Annotated in this window: 24 protein-coding genes and 1 other RNA gene; 12 read left to right on the plus strand and 13 right to left on the minus strand. The window is 30.4% G+C overall.

What is annotated here, in order from left to right; all coding sequences use genetic code 11:
* Position 1: 1 nt before the first annotated feature.
* Both ACI5KZ_RS01385 and ACI5KZ_RS01390 read right to left on the minus strand, forming a co-directional pair.
* Positions 2-568 carry an aminodeoxychorismate/anthranilate synthase component II gene (locus ACI5KZ_RS01385; RefSeq protein WP_109307738.1) on the minus strand — a complete coding sequence of 189 codons (567 nt, stop codon included), beginning with the start codon at positions 566-568 and terminating at the stop codon, positions 2-4.
* Positions 569-654: 86 nt separating this feature from the next.
* Entirely contained in the window at positions 655-2,058 is a 1,404-nt protein-coding gene (locus tag ACI5KZ_RS01390) for an anthranilate synthase component I family protein (RefSeq protein ID WP_109307739.1), read from the minus strand.
* Between the two features lie 379 nt (positions 2,059-2,437).
* On the opposite strand from ACI5KZ_RS01390, the gene ACI5KZ_RS01395 reads away from it, so the two are divergent.
* The 4 genes from ACI5KZ_RS01395 (at position 2,438) to ACI5KZ_RS01410 (ending at position 4,403) form a co-directional block, all read left to right on the plus strand.
* Positions 2,438-2,971: a TlpA disulfide reductase family protein gene (locus ACI5KZ_RS01395; RefSeq protein ID WP_406846666.1), complete on the plus strand. Its 534-nt coding sequence runs from the start codon at positions 2,438-2,440 to the stop codon at positions 2,969-2,971.
* A gap of 6 nt (positions 2,972-2,977) precedes the next feature.
* Positions 2,978-3,586 (plus strand): thioredoxin family protein, encoded by a 609-nt coding sequence (locus ACI5KZ_RS01400; protein WP_109307741.1) that lies wholly within the window; start codon positions 2,978-2,980, stop codon positions 3,584-3,586.
* Between the two features lie 93 nt (positions 3,587-3,679).
* Positions 3,680-3,994, plus strand: a complete 315-nt coding sequence (locus ACI5KZ_RS01405; protein ID WP_109307742.1) for a rhodanese-like domain-containing protein — start codon at positions 3,680-3,682, stop codon at positions 3,992-3,994.
* A 10-nt stretch (positions 3,995-4,004) separates the two neighbouring features.
* Positions 4,005-4,403: a rhodanese-like domain-containing protein gene (locus ACI5KZ_RS01410; protein WP_406846667.1), complete on the plus strand. Its 399-nt coding sequence runs from the start codon at positions 4,005-4,007 to the stop codon at positions 4,401-4,403.
* On the opposite strand, the gene ACI5KZ_RS01415 is transcribed toward ACI5KZ_RS01410, so the two are convergent.
* Complete coding sequence (locus tag ACI5KZ_RS01415) at positions 4,395-5,279, minus strand: helix-turn-helix domain-containing protein (protein WP_406846668.1); 885 nt, start codon at positions 5,277-5,279, stop codon at positions 4,395-4,397. The two genes, ACI5KZ_RS01410 and ACI5KZ_RS01415, sit on opposite strands and share 9 nt — an antisense overlap.
* A gap of 131 nt (positions 5,280-5,410) precedes the next feature.
* On the opposite strand from ACI5KZ_RS01415, the gene ACI5KZ_RS01420 reads away from it, so the two are divergent.
* The 4 genes from ACI5KZ_RS01420 to ACI5KZ_RS01435 all read left to right on the plus strand — a co-directional run bounded on the left by ACI5KZ_RS01420 (position 5,411) and on the right by ACI5KZ_RS01435 (position 6,865).
* Entirely contained in the window at positions 5,411-5,632 is a 222-nt protein-coding gene (locus ACI5KZ_RS01420; RefSeq protein WP_109307744.1) for a hypothetical protein, read from the plus strand.
* A gap of 16 nt (positions 5,633-5,648) precedes the next feature.
* Positions 5,649-5,888, plus strand: a complete 240-nt coding sequence (locus ACI5KZ_RS01425; RefSeq protein WP_109307745.1) for a hypothetical protein — start codon at positions 5,649-5,651, stop codon at positions 5,886-5,888.
* Positions 5,889-5,894: 6 nt separating this feature from the next.
* Positions 5,895-6,422 (plus strand): hypothetical protein, encoded by a 528-nt coding sequence (locus ACI5KZ_RS01430; protein WP_123808292.1) that lies wholly within the window; start codon positions 5,895-5,897, stop codon positions 6,420-6,422.
* A gap of 182 nt (positions 6,423-6,604) precedes the next feature.
* Positions 6,605-6,865 (plus strand): hypothetical protein, encoded by a 261-nt coding sequence (locus ACI5KZ_RS01435; RefSeq protein ID WP_123808295.1) that lies wholly within the window; start codon positions 6,605-6,607, stop codon positions 6,863-6,865.
* 199 nt (positions 6,866-7,064) lie between these two features.
* Here ACI5KZ_RS01435 and ssrA read toward each other — a convergent pair.
* Positions 7,065-7,459, minus strand: a transfer-messenger RNA (tmRNA) gene (gene ssrA / locus ACI5KZ_RS01440).
* Positions 7,460-7,626: 167 nt separating this feature from the next.
* On the opposite strand from ssrA, the gene ACI5KZ_RS01445 reads away from it, so the two are divergent.
* Complete coding sequence (locus tag ACI5KZ_RS01445; RefSeq protein WP_109308126.1) at positions 7,627-8,829, plus strand: NAD(P)-dependent oxidoreductase; 1,203 nt, start codon at positions 7,627-7,629, stop codon at positions 8,827-8,829.
* 17 nt (positions 8,830-8,846) lie between these two features.
* A complete protein-coding gene (locus ACI5KZ_RS01450) occupies positions 8,847-9,629 on the plus strand; it encodes an SDR family oxidoreductase (protein WP_109307748.1) in 783 nt (260 codons plus the stop codon).
* Here the strand turns inward: ACI5KZ_RS01450 and ACI5KZ_RS01455 are convergent, their stop codons facing one another.
* Positions 9,630-9,860 carry a DUF2809 domain-containing protein gene (locus ACI5KZ_RS01455; protein WP_406846813.1) on the minus strand — a complete coding sequence of 77 codons (231 nt, stop codon included), beginning with the start codon at positions 9,858-9,860 and terminating at the stop codon, positions 9,630-9,632.
* On the opposite strand from ACI5KZ_RS01455, the gene ACI5KZ_RS01460 reads away from it, so the two are divergent.
* Positions 9,808-9,930 (plus strand): hypothetical protein, encoded by a 123-nt coding sequence (locus tag ACI5KZ_RS01460; protein WP_406846817.1) that lies wholly within the window; start codon positions 9,808-9,810, stop codon positions 9,928-9,930. The two genes, ACI5KZ_RS01455 and ACI5KZ_RS01460, sit on opposite strands and share 53 nt — an antisense overlap.
* A gap of 99 nt (positions 9,931-10,029) precedes the next feature.
* Here the strand turns inward: ACI5KZ_RS01460 and ACI5KZ_RS01465 are convergent, their stop codons facing one another.
* The 6 genes from ACI5KZ_RS01465 to ACI5KZ_RS01490 all read right to left on the minus strand — a co-directional run bounded on the left by ACI5KZ_RS01465 (position 10,030) and on the right by ACI5KZ_RS01490 (position 14,540).
* Positions 10,030-10,764, minus strand: a complete 735-nt coding sequence (locus ACI5KZ_RS01465; protein WP_109307749.1) for a DUF6090 family protein — start codon at positions 10,762-10,764, stop codon at positions 10,030-10,032.
* Positions 10,765-10,833: 69 nt separating this feature from the next.
* Positions 10,834-11,604, minus strand: coding sequence for a DUF6090 family protein (locus tag ACI5KZ_RS01470; protein WP_109307750.1), 771 nt, complete (start codon positions 11,602-11,604; stop codon positions 10,834-10,836).
* The gene (locus ACI5KZ_RS01475) at positions 11,601-12,344 is read right to left on the minus strand and encodes a DUF6090 family protein (RefSeq protein WP_406846669.1); all 744 of its coding nucleotides are present in this window, start codon (positions 12,342-12,344) and stop codon (positions 11,601-11,603) included. The genes ACI5KZ_RS01470 and ACI5KZ_RS01475 overlap by 4 nt, the downstream gene beginning before the upstream one ends.
* Positions 12,341-13,033 (minus strand): DUF6090 family protein, encoded by a 693-nt coding sequence (locus ACI5KZ_RS01480; protein WP_406846670.1) that lies wholly within the window; start codon positions 13,031-13,033, stop codon positions 12,341-12,343. The genes ACI5KZ_RS01475 and ACI5KZ_RS01480 overlap by 4 nt, the downstream gene beginning before the upstream one ends.
* Before the next feature lie 6 nt (positions 13,034-13,039).
* Entirely contained in the window at positions 13,040-13,732 is a 693-nt protein-coding gene (locus ACI5KZ_RS01485; protein WP_165815761.1) for a DUF6090 family protein, read from the minus strand.
* A 31-nt stretch (positions 13,733-13,763) separates the two neighbouring features.
* Positions 13,764-14,540: a DUF6090 family protein gene (locus tag ACI5KZ_RS01490; protein WP_109307754.1), complete on the minus strand. Its 777-nt coding sequence runs from the start codon at positions 14,538-14,540 to the stop codon at positions 13,764-13,766.
* Positions 14,541-14,651: 111 nt separating this feature from the next.
* Between ACI5KZ_RS01490 and ACI5KZ_RS01495 the strand changes: the two genes are divergently transcribed.
* Positions 14,652-15,014, plus strand: a complete 363-nt coding sequence (locus ACI5KZ_RS01495) for a DUF1801 domain-containing protein (RefSeq protein WP_406846671.1) — start codon at positions 14,652-14,654, stop codon at positions 15,012-15,014.
* A 6-nt stretch (positions 15,015-15,020) separates the two neighbouring features.
* On the opposite strand, the gene kdsA is transcribed toward ACI5KZ_RS01495, so the two are convergent.
* Together kdsA and ACI5KZ_RS01505 are read right to left on the minus strand one after the other, a co-directional pair.
* Positions 15,021-15,839: a 3-deoxy-8-phosphooctulonate synthase gene (kdsA, locus tag ACI5KZ_RS01500; protein WP_406846672.1), complete on the minus strand. Its 819-nt coding sequence runs from the start codon at positions 15,837-15,839 to the stop codon at positions 15,021-15,023.
* Between the two features lie 34 nt (positions 15,840-15,873).
* Positions 15,874-16,233, minus strand: a complete 360-nt coding sequence (locus ACI5KZ_RS01505) for a hypothetical protein (RefSeq protein WP_109307757.1) — start codon at positions 16,231-16,233, stop codon at positions 15,874-15,876.
* Positions 16,234-16,318: the final 85 nt, after the last annotated feature.

Consider the following 16,318-nt stretch of genomic DNA (forward strand, 5'->3'; position numbering starts at 1 on the left):
ATTAACTATTTATCCAGTTTTTTAAAATTTGTTTTCCATTAGGCGTTAGCACGGATTCAGGATGATATTGTACACCTCTAACATCATAAAATCTATGTCGTAAAGACATAACCTGGCCATTTTTATCAAAAGATGTTGCTTCCAAATCTTCTGGCAATTTCGCATCAACAACCCACGAATGGTAGCGACCTACTTCAAAAGTTTTATCTAAGCCATTGAATAGGTTTTCATTATCAACACAAGTTGTAACTTTTGTTGCTACCCCGTGAAAAACAGTCTCTAAGTTGATTAATTTTCCTCCAAAAACTTCACCTATAGCTTGCTGACCTAAACAAACCCCTAGAATGCTTTTTGTAGGTGCATATCTTGCAATAATTTGTTTTAATAAACCAGCTTCGTCTGGTATTCCTGGACCAGGAGACAAGACTATTTTAGCGAATGCTTCCACATCATCTAAATGTAATTGATCGTTTCTTTTTACAGTTACATGACAGCCTAAATCTTCTAAATAATGAACCAGGTTGTAGGTAAAACTATCGTAATTATCAATAACTAATACGTTTTTCATCTGTTGATATTTATTTTTTATTAATGGTCAGATGGAATGTCTATATAAGTTTTCAAGATTAGAAAATTTTTATAGACATTTCAAAGTTATATGTTTTCTGCGAGCTCAATAGCTTTGGTTAGTGCTCCTAATTTATTATAAACCTCTTGTAGCTCGTGTTCTGGGTTGGATTTAGACACCAATCCTGCACCAGCTTGCCAATGTAATTGATGGTTTTTACTTAAAAACGTTCTTATCATTATGGCATGATTAAAATTGCCGTTAAAGTCCATGAAACCAATGGCACCTCCATAAAAATCACGACTTGTTTTTTCGTATTTCTCAATAAGTTGCATGGCTTTGTGTTTTGGAGCTCCACTTAAAGTACCTGCAGGAAACGTATCTGCAACTACTTGCATAGTGGTTGTATCTTTATGTTTGTTTCCAGTAACTTTACTAACTAAATGTATAACATGAGAGAAAAATTGTACTTCTCTGTATTTTTCAACAACCACGTTACTTCCATGTCTGCTTAAATCGTTTCGAGCCAAATCTACTAGCATGACATGTTCTGCATTTTCCTTATCGTCTACAGCTAACTGTTTAGCAAGTTCTGCGTCTTTTTCATCATTCCCAGTCCGTTTAAATGTTCCTGCAATTGGATGTATTTCTGCTTTTTCTTTGCTAATTACTAATTGTGCTTCTGGAGAACTTCCAAAGATTTTAAAATCACCATAATCGAAATAGAATAGGTATGGCGACGGGTTAATACTTCGTAAAGCCCTGTAAACATTAAACTCGTCTCCTTTAAATTGCTGTGAGAATTTTTTTGAAAGTACTAATTGAAAGACATCACCTCGTGCACAATGCTTTTTAGCTAAATCAACCTGTGTTTTATATTCTTCGTCAGTTAAGTTTGAGGTAGTATTACCTTGTGTTGAAAAATTAAAAGCAGCATAATTTTTAGATTTTATTAGTTGAAGGATATCTTCAATATTATTTTCAGTATTAAAACAATGTGCAAAAACATAAGCTTCATTTTTAAAATGATTTATGGCTATAATATTTTGATAAACAGCATAATAAATATCTGGAATGTTTAAGTGATTTTCTTTTTTAGAAATTTCAACATCTTCAAAATATCTAACTGCATCATAAGCGATGTACCCAAATATTCCGTTGTTTATAAATTTAAAATTTTCTTCAGATTGTACTTTAAATCGTTTGGTGAATTTATGAATGACATCAGTAACACCTTTGTCGTTTCTTATTTTATTCTTAAAAACTGTTCCATCTGGAAAGGTTTGAGTAATTATTTCATCTTTAACTTTTAAAGAGGCTATTGGATTGCAACAGATATAAGAAAAGCTATTATCACTGGCATGATAATCGCTACTTTCTAGTAAGATGCTATTTGGGAATTTATCACGTATTTTTAGATAGATACTTACAGGAGTAATTGTGTCTGCGAGTATCTTTTTATAATGTGTGTATAAACTGAATGTTTTCATAAGTTTTTAAATAAAAAAAAGGCTTGTCGTGAATGACAAGCCTTTATATGTTGAGTTTTAAATATACAAAAGGTTACTTCACGAATTAGAGTTTCGAAAGCACCACCACCAAGTATGATTTAAATTTGTGTTCATTTTTTTAATTTATCAAATATAAGATGATTTGTTAATTAAGCAAAATTTTAATAAAAAAACTACCATTTAAAAAATGGTAGTTTTAAAGATTACTAATGTGAAATTTTCTTTAGTTAGCTATTAATCGAATCGTTTCTAGTAATCAATTTATAAATGTAATAAAATCAATGAAATAATGAAGCATAAATGTAATTATTTGTTAAAGATTGTTTTAAAACAATAAGTATTATTTAAATTTATTGATATGAAATATAAATTTGGTATTCTTTTTAGTTTGGTTTTCTTGTTTAATTGTAATCAGACAGTTAAAAATGATAAAGAAATAACGTACGTTGAAAACACTAATTCTATGGAAGACATTGAATTAGAAATTTTAGATTTTAAATCGTTTGAGCCATATCTTAACAAGGAAGACAATCAAGTCTATGTAATAAATTTTTGGGCTACATGGTGTGCACCTTGTGTTAAAGAGTTGCCAGCTTTTGAGAAGATACATGATAAATATAGAAATAAGAATGTTAAAGTAATATTGGTGAGTTTAGATTTTCCGAAGCAATATGAAAGTAAATTAGTTCCCTTTATAAAAGATCATAAGATACAATCTCAGGTGGTCGTCTTAAATGATACAGATTCTAATACATGGATTCCAAAAGTAAGTGAAGAATGGACTGGAGCCATCCCATCAACACTTATTTACTCTAGGAATAATAGGAAATTTTATGAAAAGTCCTTTAATTACAACGATTTAGAAACGGAAGTTGAACAATTTTTAAAATAAAAAACTATGAAATTATTAAAAGTAAGCATTGTATTAATAGCTATAATTGCATTATCAGCATTTACAAGTTTAGATAGTCCAGGATATAAGGTAGGAGATATTGCTACAGATTTTAATTTAGAGAATGTAGATGGTAACATGGTTTCTCTATCAAATTACCCTGAATCTAAGGGGTTTATTATCATTTTTACTTGTAACACTTGCCCTTATGCCGTAGCCTATGAGGATAGAGTTGTAGCATTAAATAAAAAATATGCAGCTTTAGGATATCCTGTTATAGCAATCATGCCAAACAGTCCAACTGCAAGCCCTGGAGACAATATGGATGCTATGAAAGCTAGAGCCAAAGCTAAAGGGTTTAATTTTCCATATTTGTTAGATAAGGGACAAAAAGTGTATCCAGAATATGGAGCTTCAAGAACACCACATGTCTATGTGTTACAAAAAACAAATAAAGGAAACCAGGTAAAATATATTGGAGCAATTGATGATAATTATCAGCATCCAGAATCTGTAAATCAGAAATATGTTGAAAATGCAGTAGATGCTTTGCTTGCAGGGAAACCAATCCAAGAAACACATACTAGAGCTATTGGCTGTACAATAAAAGTTTAATAGAGTTAAAAAAAACCGAAGTTAAACACTTCGGTTTTTTTATTAAATAAGAAACACTAATTTTGTGACTTCAATAATTAAAGTAAAATATACATGGCAGACTTAGCTCAAGAACAATGGCAAAAAGAATTATTAGCAGATTCTAATGCTGTAATATTGGATGTAAGAACCGAAGAAGAATTAGAAGAAGGTAGAATACCAAATGCAATCAATATAGACATCTATCAAGGTCAAGAATTTATTGATCAAATTGAAGCCTTAGATAAGAGTAAGAATTATTATGTGTATTGTCGTTCTGGAGGAAGAAGTGCTCAAGCATGTGCTATTATGAATCAGCTAGGTTATACTAATACGTTTAATCTTTTGGGAGGTTTTTGCGAATGGCAAGGCGATGTATCAAATAATTAATTTATATATCATGAAACATATTTTGCTAAATTTAAGTTTGTTTTTATTAATTCTGTTTACTGGTTGTAAAAATTCTGAGCAGACTAATGTTAATTTGGTAACGGTTGAAGAAATGGAAACTATTTTAGAAATGGATGGCGTTCAATTAATCGACGTAAGAACACCCGAAGAGTTTTCTGAAGGTTTTATTGAAGGCGCTCAAAATATTGATTTTTATTCAGATACTTTCGATCAAGATATCTTAAAGTTAGATAAAACGAAGCCAGTTGTTTTGTATTGTAAATCTGGTGGTAGAAGCGCAAAATGTTCAGAAAAGCTAATTGAAGCAGGTTTTATTAAAGTGTACGATTTAGATGGAGGAATAACCCAATGGAAACATAATGGATTGGGCGTCGACATTTTAAATTAAATGTTTGTTTAGAAAATTTTGAAAAATTGCATGGTTACTTTCATATAATCTTGGAGGAGCTAAACTGTGTATTTCTTTTTGTAACACCTTGTCTTCCCAAACAATAAAAACACCCAAAAGCGCATTTATGTGGTAACTGTCATTTCTGGAAGTGTAAGAAGCATATGTGTAATCTCTTTTAAATTTTTTCAAAAAATGGATTAAACATGCAGCTAAATAAAAGAAGTTTTCATTGCAGTCACCACTCATATTATAAGAATAAAACACAGGATTTTTGTACTTTCTGTAATCAATTAAGTCGTTTACAGTAATATCGTTTTCAGTGACTGTTCTTTTTCTAATTTTATTATATAATCTTTTCGAAATGGGCAAAAACACCAAATGCCCAGAATAATAACCTGATGTGTCAAAAATAATTTGATTTATTTCTGGAAGTAATTCGGTAGCTTTCAAAATAACTTCTTTCGAAATAGGCTTGATTACATGTTGTTGTAATTTTGAATACCTTAAAATTTCTTCTAAATCTGAATTATATTTTATAGTTCTCAACCTATTTGTTTCCGTATGAATGTCTATAATCCAGTTTGGATCGGGTAATTCTTTAGAAATATTACTTAAAGAGTATCTTCTTACATTAAAATCGTAATAAGTAGGTATGGAAACTGGAGCATTTAAATTTCTAATAACTTGATAAGGTATAAAAGTAATGTCTACCATTTCTTCTTCCTTATCAGGTTTTAGTAATGTTTCATTTTTCTCCCATCTAATAATGGTTCTAATATCTACATCGAATTTCGAGGCTAAATCAGCTTGAGATATTTTGCTAAATTCTCTAAAATCTATTAGTAAGGCACCTATAGACGAGTACTTTTTCATTCTATTATTAGTTGGTTATTCGGTTGATTTCTTAGTAAAAGTAACTTTTTTTATTTACATGACATACAACGTCATACAATGCCTCGACAACAGAAATTACTTTTGCAGTATAATAGTACATTCAATAACAGATGAGTATTCAAAACAATGACAATGAGAGTAACACATACTCAAAAATTAAAATGGATAAGGAGCAATTTGCTTTCCATCTGTTAGAAAGAACAATAGATGATTGTACCAGAAGTATTCAAACTATTGATGCTGCAATGGCGTGTTTACAAGAACTAAATAACTTGTTGCTTACATACTCTATTTGGAAAACAAAAAACATAAATAAATACAACAAGAAGTAATTAAAGGATTATTAAAATGATTCAAACCAAAATCTTATTTATAGAACAAGATGTTGAAAGGAATTCTCCAGAGAATTCAGAATTGTTAGTTGCTGTAAGGAGTATAAAAAAACTGCTTAATCAAATAGATTTTCAAGCCGAAGTCGTGCCTTTAGAAAGCACAAAAAAACTTTCAAATTTACTAGAATCTTTAAAGAATGAACCCCTTAGTAATTCTGAACGTTTACTAGTAAAAAAACTAGTTAAATTTAAATAAGAAGTAATGACAAAAAAGTTAGTAGTATGTTTAAATTTAGGGTTGTTTTTAATGACTTGTTTTGTTATAGTAAATTGTAACTCAAACAAAAACACAAATAATGAAAGTGGTTATATTAATGAGGTAGATACCCTTTATGAATTAAAAACTAATAAAATTCTATCAATAGAGAGAACTTTTTTTAGAAAAAAACCTACCATACATCATGGACTTATAGAATTAAAGCAACCAAAAGGAGAATCCTATGTTATTTTTTTAATTAAAAAAGAGGGGTCTAAAGAATTCTCATTGTTTGTAATAGAAGACTTTAATGAGTTTTTAAAAAACGCAAATCTTTTAATGCATAATAAACACCTTGACTTTTTTATAGATGTAGACGATTTAAAATCCACATCTATGAGGAGAAGTATGTCTTTTGAAAAAGGAATATTTATTAGAAAAGAAACAAATAATTCAGCAGGAACCATTCTCGATTTATCAGAAGAAAGTGTTAATCAAATGCAAGAGGCTTATACCAAGTATCTTAATGAATAAACTAAGTAAAAATTACATAAAGGATACGTTCAACTAATTTTTTGTCTCTTAATCTGTTCTTTTGTAAGACTTTATTTCAATTTGCTTAAATTTAAGTAATTACGTAATTAAATGATTCTTTCCCAAATCTTAAATACAATAAACGTAAGTAGTATTTTTTATTAACTAAAAAAATAATTATTATGATGAACGGATTTATAATTTTATCAATTTTAGCGGGAATGTTCCTATTTTTTTACTGGTATTCCTATTCTACAGTAGCTTCAGAAGATAAAAAACGTCAAGCTATTTGGGAGAAAAAACGTCAGCGTGAAATGGCATTTAATGATAGAATGAGAGAAAGAGCAGAATTAAGACGTCAAAAATTTGAAAAGTTTATGCAACGAAGTAAAGAAATTCAACAAGAACTTATGAGATTAAATAAAACAAAGCAATTGCAATAGTATTAGTCTACCATTTGCTTCAATGAAAAACTCCAAAAACATTAATGTTTTTGGAGTTTTTTGTTAATCATAAAAGGTTGGAGAATATGCATATGTGCATGGGTTTACTTTGAAAGATATAATGGATAACAAAATAATTATCCCTAAAACTATCCCCTTTAAACACAAAACCCTGTATATCAGTTATATACAGGGTTAAAAGTGGAGTCGGAGAGAATCGAACTCTCGTCCAAACAAGTAACCAAAGAGCTTTCTACACGTGTATTCTTTTCTTGGTTTTTCGATTGTAAGCTGGTTAAAGACAACCTACTTACAACTTATCTTCTTTAGTTTCAAAAGTAAATCGAAGCACTTTACTTTCTATATTAACATTTACGATGCCTCTTGTAGAACGCCGTTAATCAAGGCTTTCAGGAGACATTTAGCTTGTACACCTTGTGTACCTAGGCCAATCCTACTATAATTCGGATTAGGCAGCTAAAGCGTAGTTATTCTCGCCGTTTAAAAGTTTGACCTAGCCTTTTACGTGTTTCAAAGTCATTACACGACGTGCTTACCGTTTAATTAATCTCGCTGTCAAAACCAGTCGACCCCAATTAAAATCACTATCTTTTTTTTTAAAGGAAAGCGAAGTTACTAAAAAAAGTTGTGCAACTTCATAAATCCATGTATTTTCGTGCAAATTCTGTACCAAATGTAAATGTGTCAGATAATACAATTTGCATTATCTATAACCCATAAATAGTTTGTTTGTAATGAGTATCAAATTCGCCATCATAAAAGAACGAAAAAATCCACCAGATAGACGTGTGGTATTTTCACCAGAAAAATTAGCTGAGGCTAGAAGACAATTTCCAGAAGCTGTTTTTAAAGTGGAATCTAGCAATATAAGAGTTTTTTCAGATCAAGCATATAGGAAGTTAGGTTTTGAAGTGACCAATGATGTTAGTGATTGCGATGTGATGTTAGGCGTTAAAGAAGTACCTATTGATGCCTTAATTCCTAATAAAAAATATTTCTATTTTTCGCATACTATTAAAAAACAACCTTATAATAGAAAGTTGCTTGTGGCCATGCTTGATAAAAACATTGAAATGTTCGATCATGAAACCATCGTAAAGAAAAGCAATGCTAGATTAATTGGATTTGGTCGCTATGCTGGGTTGGTAGGTGCTTATAATGGTTTTAGAGCTTTAGGTTTAAGAGATGGACTGTTTAACTTGCCAAAAGTAGAAACACTTGCAGATTTAGATGCCGTTAAAGCTGAGTTAAATAAAATTACGCTCCCTAATATTAAGATAGTATTAACTGGAACCGGTAAAGTGGCCCAAGGAGCAAAAGAAATTCTTGACCATTTAAAAATTAAGGAAGTAAGTGATGCATTGTATTTATCCTGTCAATTTACAGAACCTGTTTATTGCATGGCAGATGTTATGGAATACAACATACGTAAAGATGGTAAAGTAGGAAAAAAGCAAGAGTTCTATAAAGACCCAAGTGGGTACGAAAGTAATTTTATGCCTTATGCTAAACAAACTGATTATTTTATAGCAGGACATTTTTATGGCAATAATGCACCTTATCTTTTTACTAGAGAAGACGCTAAACATCAAGATTTTAGAATTAATTTGATAGCAGACATTAGTTGCGATGTCGATGGTCCTGTGGCTTCAACAATTAGAGCATCTACTATTGCGGATCCGTTTTATGGATATGATGCAAAAACTGAAAGTGAAGTGTCTTTTAATGCTAAAGGAGCTATAACAGTTATGGCTGTCGATAATTTGCCTTGCGAATTACCTAAAGATGCAAGTGAAGGTTTTGGAGATATGTTTTTAGAAAATGTGATTCCTGCTTTTTTTAATAACGATGAACGTGGCATTCTAAAACGAGCTAAAATTACTGAAAACGGACAACTTACTGAAAGATTCTCATACCTACAAGATTATGTAGATGGGAAATAATTTTAAACATTTCTAAAATGAATAAAACGGCTTTAGTAACAGGAGGCGCTTCGGGGTTAGGATTTGAGTTTGCACTATTATTAGCTAAAGATGCTCATGACTTAGTTTTAATAGACATTGATGCAGAAAAGCTCAAGGAAGCAAAACAAACCATAGAATCTGACTTTCCAGTACAAGTTCAAGTGTTAACTAAAGATTTAAGTTTAAGTAATGTTTCAGAAGAAATCATGGCAGAATTGAACTTCAGATCTATAGATGTCTTGATTAATAATGCTGGTTTTGGATTGTTTGGTACTTTTTGGGAAACCAATTGGAAACGCGAAGAACAAATGCTGCATTTACATATAATAACAACAACACACTTAACCAAACTGGTTTTAAAAGACATGGTAGCCAGAGGTTCTGGTAAAATATTGAATTTATCTTCTTTAGCTGCTTTCCAGCCTGGCCCTTTAATGTCTTTGTATTATGCGACTAAAGGGTATATTTTGTCTTTTTCAGAAGCTATAGCATGCGAGTTAAAAGGAACTGGAGTTACGGTTACAGCTTTATGTCCTGGACCTACAAAAACATCGTTTCAAAAAGTAGTAGCTAATGATAGTTCTGAAAATAAAATATCTTTCAATATGGCATGCGCCAAAGAAGTGGCAGTATATGGTTATAAAGCCATGAATAAAGGAAAGGTTTATGCTATTCCTGGAAGATTTAATAAATTATTGGCAACATTGCCACGCTTCATGCCAAGAAATTCTGCAGCAAATATTGTTCGTAAAATTCAAGAGAAGAATAGAGAAGATTAATTAGTTTTTATTACCAATCTTTTCAATTATTAAAACCGTAATGATACCTAAAGTATAAGCAACCAGATCTGAAGTTTGGAATGTGCTTCCCAAAACAAGTTTTGCAATTGTGTTATTTTGAAGATTTAAATGATATAATAGATTTCCCATTTGTAAAAATTCGATAGAAAAGGAAATAATGAGTACACTAATAGCTGCTATCAAAGGTTTTATTGATAAAAAACTTTTAATGAAACAATACATTAAAAGAACTATTAAGAAATCGCCAAATGTATGGCGTATAAACCCAGTTTTTAAATAGATAGCTATTAGTGCTTCGGTTATAAAAAGAAGAACAAATAATATAAAATATGTTTTGTTGAATTGTAATTTCAATTTAATACAGTTGTTTTGCATTTAGTTAATCGCCATCAATATTACTTTCAATTAATTTAAGAGTACTTTTTAAAAATTTCATAATAGACTCTTCATTTGTAGTCACAAAAGATTGATTCATATAATAATCAAATAACATCCCGTCAATTTCAAGACTCTTTAAAAACTCCATATAATTAGATTTTGGCACCTGAATAGGTTTAGTTAAAATTTCTCTTGCATAGTCTTTCCGATCCATAAAAGTATCTTGATTTCTTATAGGTAATAATTTATTGACTAAAGAAGGCATGTTATGAATCCAATAGTTTCTTCTTATAATTTGATCTTCTTTATAATCATTTAATTCGCCTGTCCATTGATTCAATTGGTATCGTAATTTTGGATCTCTTATCAGTTCCAAACTCCCAGATGAGCTAATATCATTGTAAACACCTAATCTAGCATCAAATGTTGCGAAATTATAAGCCTGACCCATTAAACTATCTATGGTTCGCGTTTCAAAGTCTACGTTTTCATCAAAATTTAAAAGTGTTTTTATGGCATTTATAGAGCCTAGATTTATTTGATGGTCGAATTCTAGTTCTTTAATGTTTTGTTTAAATTCTTCTTGAAGGCTTAATAAAATTTGTTGCTCTTTGGCAATGTCTTTTCGGTTTTCGTTCCAATTGTTAATCTGTAGTGCAATTAATATACCAATTACTACAAGGATTATTTCGCCAATGGCGTATTTAAGGTACCTAGATGTTTTTCTTGTTTCCATAAGGTTTCTTCTGATATTTCTAAAAAATTTAATCATATTTATTTCCCGAGAAAGCGGGAATATTGTTTGTTATTTATCCTTATCTAATTCATCATCTATTAAAGAAATTAGTTTATTAAGATGCTCTTCAAGTTGTGGATATTGCCACTTTAGAAGATTAAACACAGAACCAGAATATCCATAAAGGTTGTTTTCAAATTCTTTTAGTTTTAGTAAGGGTATGTTACTTGTTTGTTTTCTTGCTTTTGGAAAGTTAAGCGAATCATTAAGATTTAGATCATCGAAAACCAGTCTTAGACTACCATAACGCCTATTGAAATCAGCAGATTTTTTATAGATTTCTTCAACACTTTGTTCTTGGCTTTTAATGATTTCTACTAAAGCTTCAAATCCCATGAGATTATTACGGATATTATCATTAGAGATGTTTTTTAGTTCACCTGTGGTTTTAAGTTCAGATAATACATTGTTTTCATATTTAAATTGATTTGTAAAAAAAAATACTTCAGAATATACTTGTGAGAAGTATTGCTCTGAAATGGTATCGTGGTCTGAGTCTATAAGTTCAATTAGTTTACGTTGTCCTTCAAATGTATTATGAGTATTTTTTTTAGAAATTTTTATGGCATTTAGATTATTAATAGCTTCTTTTTTAAGTAATACCAGATATTTCTCTTGATTTATATGTGTCTTTCTATTCTCATTCCAGTTATTAATTTGAAGCGCGATTAGAATACCTATTACTACAAGAATAATTTCGCCAATGGCGTATTTGAAGTACTTGGTTGTTTTATTTTGATTCATGAGATCGTATCTAATTTTTCGGAAGAATTTTATCATTTTAATTTTTTAAGTTTAGCCAACAGGTCGTTTGTTTTTTCTAATACTAAGGGTAAATAACCTAGAGATAATCTATACGAGTCTCCTTTGGACATAACTAAAGCATTAAACTCGGTAGCATGATCTCTTAATGAAATTTGTTCCCAAATAATAGTGGCAGCATTCGTGCCATTTACAATTAAATTAGATTGAAAAGGGAGTGGATATTTTCTGCCATAGTTGTCCAAGTTGTTACTGTAACTTTCCATAGTAAGATTTTGGGCATTTAAAGCATTTTCTTGAAGATTATGTAAAGCATTTAATTCATTAATAATTTCGCTATCAAATAAGCTAATATCACCTGTAGCATTAAGAACTTGATAGGTGTCACTATTATAATCTCCGTGAATTGAGATATAATAAGCATATTCATATCTCGCAATTTTTAATATGGTATCTAAAGCTTTTGTTGCCTTAGAGACTCGTTTCTCAAAATTACTTATAGCTGTTGAATCAATTTTAATTTCAAGAATTTTCCTATTAATATTGATGCTATCTTTTTTCAGGTCTTCAATTAAATTGTTTTTGTAATTATTAAGCAATACGCTATTTTTTCTGCCTTCATTCCAATTATTAATCTGAAGTGCGATTAAAATACCTATAACCACGAGAATAATTTCTCCAATGGCATATTTGAAGTACCTGGTTGTTTTATTTTGATTCATGAGATCGTATCTAATTTTTCGGAAGAATTTAATCATTGTAATTTTTTCAGTAATCTATTAACTTCTATTTCTGTTTCATCTAAAATTTTATTATACCAGTTTAATTGAATGTAATGAAAATATAAGTTGTCTAACATTGTAGTATATGATGCATTATTTACATTATTGAACGATTTTATTCTTCTATTATGAATATAGTTTTCACTTAATTTACTCCATCTGTCGTCTACAATTTTGCCATTATCTACAAGTCTACCATAATTAGAACCATATAGTTTAATAATATTTTGAATGATATTTTTCTGACTATAGGTATTAATTTCATTTCCAGCTAGTGCAGATTTAAAAGCGCCTGAAACTGGGTAAAATGTACGTTGTCCAGAAAAAAGATAAATAGCCATTAATGAATCTATTTGTGTTTTATTGTTATCATAATCTTTTAAAAACTTATTATTTAAAAGGTTATAAGCTTCAATTTTAGGTTTTGTGCTGGCTTGTACATGTTTAATAAATATTAGATCTTGATTAAGATCTTTTGTTATACTTTTAAAGAATTCTTTTTCTGCTAAAGCATGTTTTCTGTTTTCATTCCAAGTATTTATCTGAAGAGCAATAAGAATCCCTATAACCACAAGTACAATCTCGCCTATGGCGTATTTAAAGTACTTACTTGTCCTATTTTCCACAATGAGGTTTTGACGGATTTTTCGGAAGAATTTAATCATAAAACGCTAGTTGTTTTTTGGTTTTGTTAACTCGATAATATTATCTAGAGCTTCTTGTACTTGTTGTAATTCACCACTACTGTATAAGATTTGATTAATAAAATCGTATCTGCTTTTTACTAAATATTCAAATTCTAAGGTTTGTAATACTTCAAAATTATTTCGCTCATCTTTAAAGTTAAGGTTAAAATCAAAATGTTTAGAAAAATAGGGATCATATTGTTCCCAAATATGTGCTCTGGAACGCAGTTCTTCTTCTTGATAATCTATAACCAAATCGTTCCAAGATATCAATAAATCGCGTAGGGTTTCATTTTTAATAATATCAAAAGAAGAGGTGCTAGCAAGGGCATTGATGCTGGTTTGATAAGGATTAAACGTATGTCCTCCATAAGATTCCCATAAATAAACAGATAATGAATCTAAAACTGCTGGTTCTGGTTTTGAAAGTATTGGGAAAAGATTTATGATTTTGCTACAATTACTATGAACTTTTTTATGCAAACCAACGACTGAGTCTAGCTGTTTCTTATTCTGTTTAAATTCTTTATGAATGTCTGCTAAGATGGCCGTTTCCTTGTTAGAATTTATACGTTCTTCATTCCAGTTGTTAATTTGTAGTGCGATTAAAATACCTATCACCACAAGCACAATTTCGCCAATAGCATATTTAAAGTATCTGGATGTTTTGTTTTCCATAATGAGTGATTTACGAATATGTCGGAAGAATTTAATCATTTTCTATGGGCTTTAATTCCTCATCAATTATTGCTAATATTTCAGTAATTCGATTCATTAAATCCTTTTGAATGCTATGTCGTAAATCTTCTAATTGCGTTTTATTATACAAATGACCAAAAAAGGCTTTTTGTTTAAATAAGAATTTTATGGCTTCAGCTTCTTTATCAGCATCTGAATTTTGTTGCAATCCAATACGATTCCTTAACTGTGGAACAGATAATGTCAGTAATATGGGTTCAGCAATTATTTGTAACCTATGTAGGAGAAACATACTAGTTTCCTGATCTTCAAACCCAGCATTTAGAATGGAGAAATATTCTGCTAGCAATCTATTAAGTTCTCCATTTTTAATTAAATCTGAATCTCCAGTATTTATTAAAGCGTCATAAGCACCAGTAACTAATTCGGCTCTATACCAGGAAAAAGCACCATATTCTACAAACATTTTTATAGAATCGTTAATTGGCATGGGGATTTTGTCTTCATAAATAGAAATTAAAGAAATACTTCGTGACAAAGCATTTTTCTGCATCATGAGGGTATGTTGAAGTCGTTTTTCGGATTCTTTAAAATCGGATTTTAAGGACTGTAAAATGACATTTTCTTGATTTGCCCTTTTGCGCTCTTCATTCCAATTATTTATTTGTAATGCAATGAGAATACCAATCACCACAAGTACAATTTCGCCAATGGCGTATTTAAAGTATTTGGATGTTTTATTCTGTATAAGAAGATTTTGTCTAATACGACGAAAGAATTTCAGCATAAATAATGGTTGGTTTATTATTTAGGTTAAATAGAAATTTAAGGCTACAAATTCTTAGAGATTAGTAATTTACTAATTTAATTTATATTTGAAAGGTTATTTATATGAAACATGAAACCAGCAGAAGCTTATATATTAAATCAACAGGAGCCCTTTCGGTCTATCATGATGCATCTGCAAGCTGTAATAGAGTACACATTACCAGTTGCCGAATTAAAATATAAATGGAAATTGCCTTGTTATTATATAGGGAAGAGACCCATTTGCTACATCAACCAAAGTAAAGATTATGTGGATGTGGGTTTTTGGCATTCAGCCCATTTATCTAAAAAGTTTGATAGTTATTTAGTTAGTGAAAACCGGAAAATAGTGAAATCGCTTCGCTATAAAACCTTAGAGGAAGTTGATGATGATGTCCTTATCGCAATTCTTAAAGAAGTCAAATTGCACAAAGACAAATCCTTTTGGAAATAGTGTGTTTTATAAAGTGTTTACAACCTTTCTAATGGCAACCAGATTGGTTAATAAGTCTTCCAAATTATCTAAATGTAGCATGTTGGCGCCATCACTTTTTGCATTTGCTGGGTCGAAATGAGTTTCTATAAATAAGCCATCTACATTGTTAACTATTCCAGCTCTAGCAATGGTTTCAATCATATCTGGTCTGCCTCCTGTAACACCGATATTTTGGTTTGGTTGCTGTAAAGAATGCGTAACATCTAGAACAGTAGGAGCATAGTGTCTCATGGTTGGAATGCCACGAAAATCGACTATCATATCTTGGTAGCCAAACATAGTGCCTCTGTCTGTAATCCAAACCTTTTCATTTCCAGCATCTTTTACTTTTTGTACCGCATGTTTCATGGCTTCAGGACTCATAAATTGTCCTTTTTTAAGGTTCACTACTTTTCCAGTTTGAGCAGCAGCTACAACCAAATCAGTCTGGCGTACCAAAAAAGCTGGAATTTGAAGCACATCTACATATTCGGCAGCCATAGCAGCATCGGAAATTTCGTGAATATCTGTAACAGTAGGAACATTAAAGGTGTTTGATACTTTCTGTAGAATCTTAAGTGCTTTTTCGTCACCAATGCCAGTAAAACTATCAATGCGACTTCTGTTTGCTTTTTTAAAGCTTCCTTTAAAAATATAAGGAATTTCTAGCTTATTGGTTATGGTAATTACTTTTTCAGCGATACGCAAAGCCATGTCTTCACCTTCAATAGCACAAGGTCCAGCTAAAAGGAAAAAGTTATTAGAATTGGTGTGCTTTATTTTAGGGATTTCATTAAGATTCATTTGCTTAAAATTTTAAGCCACAAAGATAATCAATTTAGAATGCTTTTTTCATACTATTTCTAATCATCCAGAGAGACATGATAAAGTTTGTAAACACAAACAAGCCACCTAAAAGAATAAAACTTTTAACAGTTTCAGAAAAAGAAACAATATTAAAGATGTCTCCTAAATAAGCTAAAATCAAATAAGAGGATAAACAAACAAAAATAATTCCAAGCGAGAAATTAAGTCGTTTACTAGGTTTTACTAATTGCCATATAAATGGAATAGCAATAAGTAATATAGGGTAAGCACTAATGCCATTATTTTTATTGACATCTGTAAACCAGTAAGCAACAGAAGCAATAAAATAAAGGTAAGGTATAAATTTTGAGTATTTACTAATCAGTTTCATCTTTTAAAATTTAGGGTTAATACCTGTTTTTATTAAGATGTAAATTGCCTATTGTGGTTAATTCCTGGCTAGTTTGGCTATTTAC

The organism is Xanthomarina sp. GH4-25, from assembly GCF_045363175.1.
Taxonomy (GTDB): Bacteria; Bacteroidota; Bacteroidia; order Flavobacteriales; family Flavobacteriaceae; genus Xanthomarina.

Bases quoted from the DNA above. Each gene is read 5' to 3' on its own strand.
- ACI5KZ_RS01385 (WP_109307738.1), bottom strand. From the start codon at position 568: ATGAAAAACGTATTAGTTATTGATAATTACGATAGTTTTACCTACAAC.
- ACI5KZ_RS01390 (WP_109307739.1), bottom strand. From the start codon at position 2,058: ATGAAAACATTCAGTTTATACACACATTATAAAAAGATACTCGCAGAC.
- ACI5KZ_RS01395 (WP_406846666.1), top strand. From the start codon at position 2,438: ATGAAATATAAATTTGGTATTCTTTTTAGTTTGGTTTTCTTGTTTAAT.
- ACI5KZ_RS01400 (WP_109307741.1), top strand. From the start codon at position 2,978: ATGAAATTATTAAAAGTAAGCATTGTATTAATAGCTATAATTGCATTA.
- ACI5KZ_RS01405 (WP_109307742.1), top strand. From the start codon at position 3,680: ATGGCAGACTTAGCTCAAGAACAATGGCAAAAAGAATTATTAGCAGAT.
- ACI5KZ_RS01410 (WP_406846667.1), top strand. From the start codon at position 4,005: ATGAAACATATTTTGCTAAATTTAAGTTTGTTTTTATTAATTCTGTTT.
- ACI5KZ_RS01415 (WP_406846668.1), bottom strand. From the start codon at position 5,279: ATGAAAAAGTACTCGTCTATAGGTGCCTTACTAATAGATTTTAGAGAA.
- ACI5KZ_RS01420 (WP_109307744.1), top strand. From the start codon at position 5,411: ATGAGTATTCAAAACAATGACAATGAGAGTAACACATACTCAAAAATT.
- ACI5KZ_RS01425 (WP_109307745.1), top strand. From the start codon at position 5,649: ATGATTCAAACCAAAATCTTATTTATAGAACAAGATGTTGAAAGGAAT.
- ACI5KZ_RS01430 (WP_123808292.1), top strand. From the start codon at position 5,895: ATGACAAAAAAGTTAGTAGTATGTTTAAATTTAGGGTTGTTTTTAATG.
- ACI5KZ_RS01435 (WP_123808295.1), top strand. From the start codon at position 6,605: ATGATGAACGGATTTATAATTTTATCAATTTTAGCGGGAATGTTCCTA.
- ACI5KZ_RS01450 (WP_109307748.1), top strand. From the start codon at position 8,847: ATGAATAAAACGGCTTTAGTAACAGGAGGCGCTTCGGGGTTAGGATTT.
- ACI5KZ_RS01460 (WP_406846817.1), top strand. From the start codon at position 9,808: ATGAGTACACTAATAGCTGCTATCAAAGGTTTTATTGATAAAAAACTT.
- ACI5KZ_RS01465 (WP_109307749.1), bottom strand. From the start codon at position 10,764: ATGGAAACAAGAAAAACATCTAGGTACCTTAAATACGCCATTGGCGAA.
- ACI5KZ_RS01470 (WP_109307750.1), bottom strand. From the start codon at position 11,604: ATGATAAAATTCTTCCGAAAAATTAGATACGATCTCATGAATCAAAAT.
- ACI5KZ_RS01475 (WP_406846669.1), bottom strand. From the start codon at position 12,344: ATGATTAAATTCTTCCGAAAAATTAGATACGATCTCATGAATCAAAAT.
- ACI5KZ_RS01480 (WP_406846670.1), bottom strand. From the start codon at position 13,033: ATGATTAAATTCTTCCGAAAAATCCGTCAAAACCTCATTGTGGAAAAT.
- ACI5KZ_RS01485 (WP_165815761.1), bottom strand. From the start codon at position 13,732: ATGGAAAACAAAACATCCAGATACTTTAAATATGCTATTGGCGAAATT.
- ACI5KZ_RS01490 (WP_109307754.1), bottom strand. From the start codon at position 14,540: ATGCTGAAATTCTTTCGTCGTATTAGACAAAATCTTCTTATACAGAAT.
- ACI5KZ_RS01495 (WP_406846671.1), top strand. From the start codon at position 14,652: ATGAAACCAGCAGAAGCTTATATATTAAATCAACAGGAGCCCTTTCGG.
- kdsA (WP_406846672.1), bottom strand. From the start codon at position 15,839: ATGAATCTTAATGAAATCCCTAAAATAAAGCACACCAATTCTAATAAC.
- ACI5KZ_RS01505 (WP_109307757.1), bottom strand. From the start codon at position 16,233: ATGAAACTGATTAGTAAATACTCAAAATTTATACCTTACCTTTATTTT.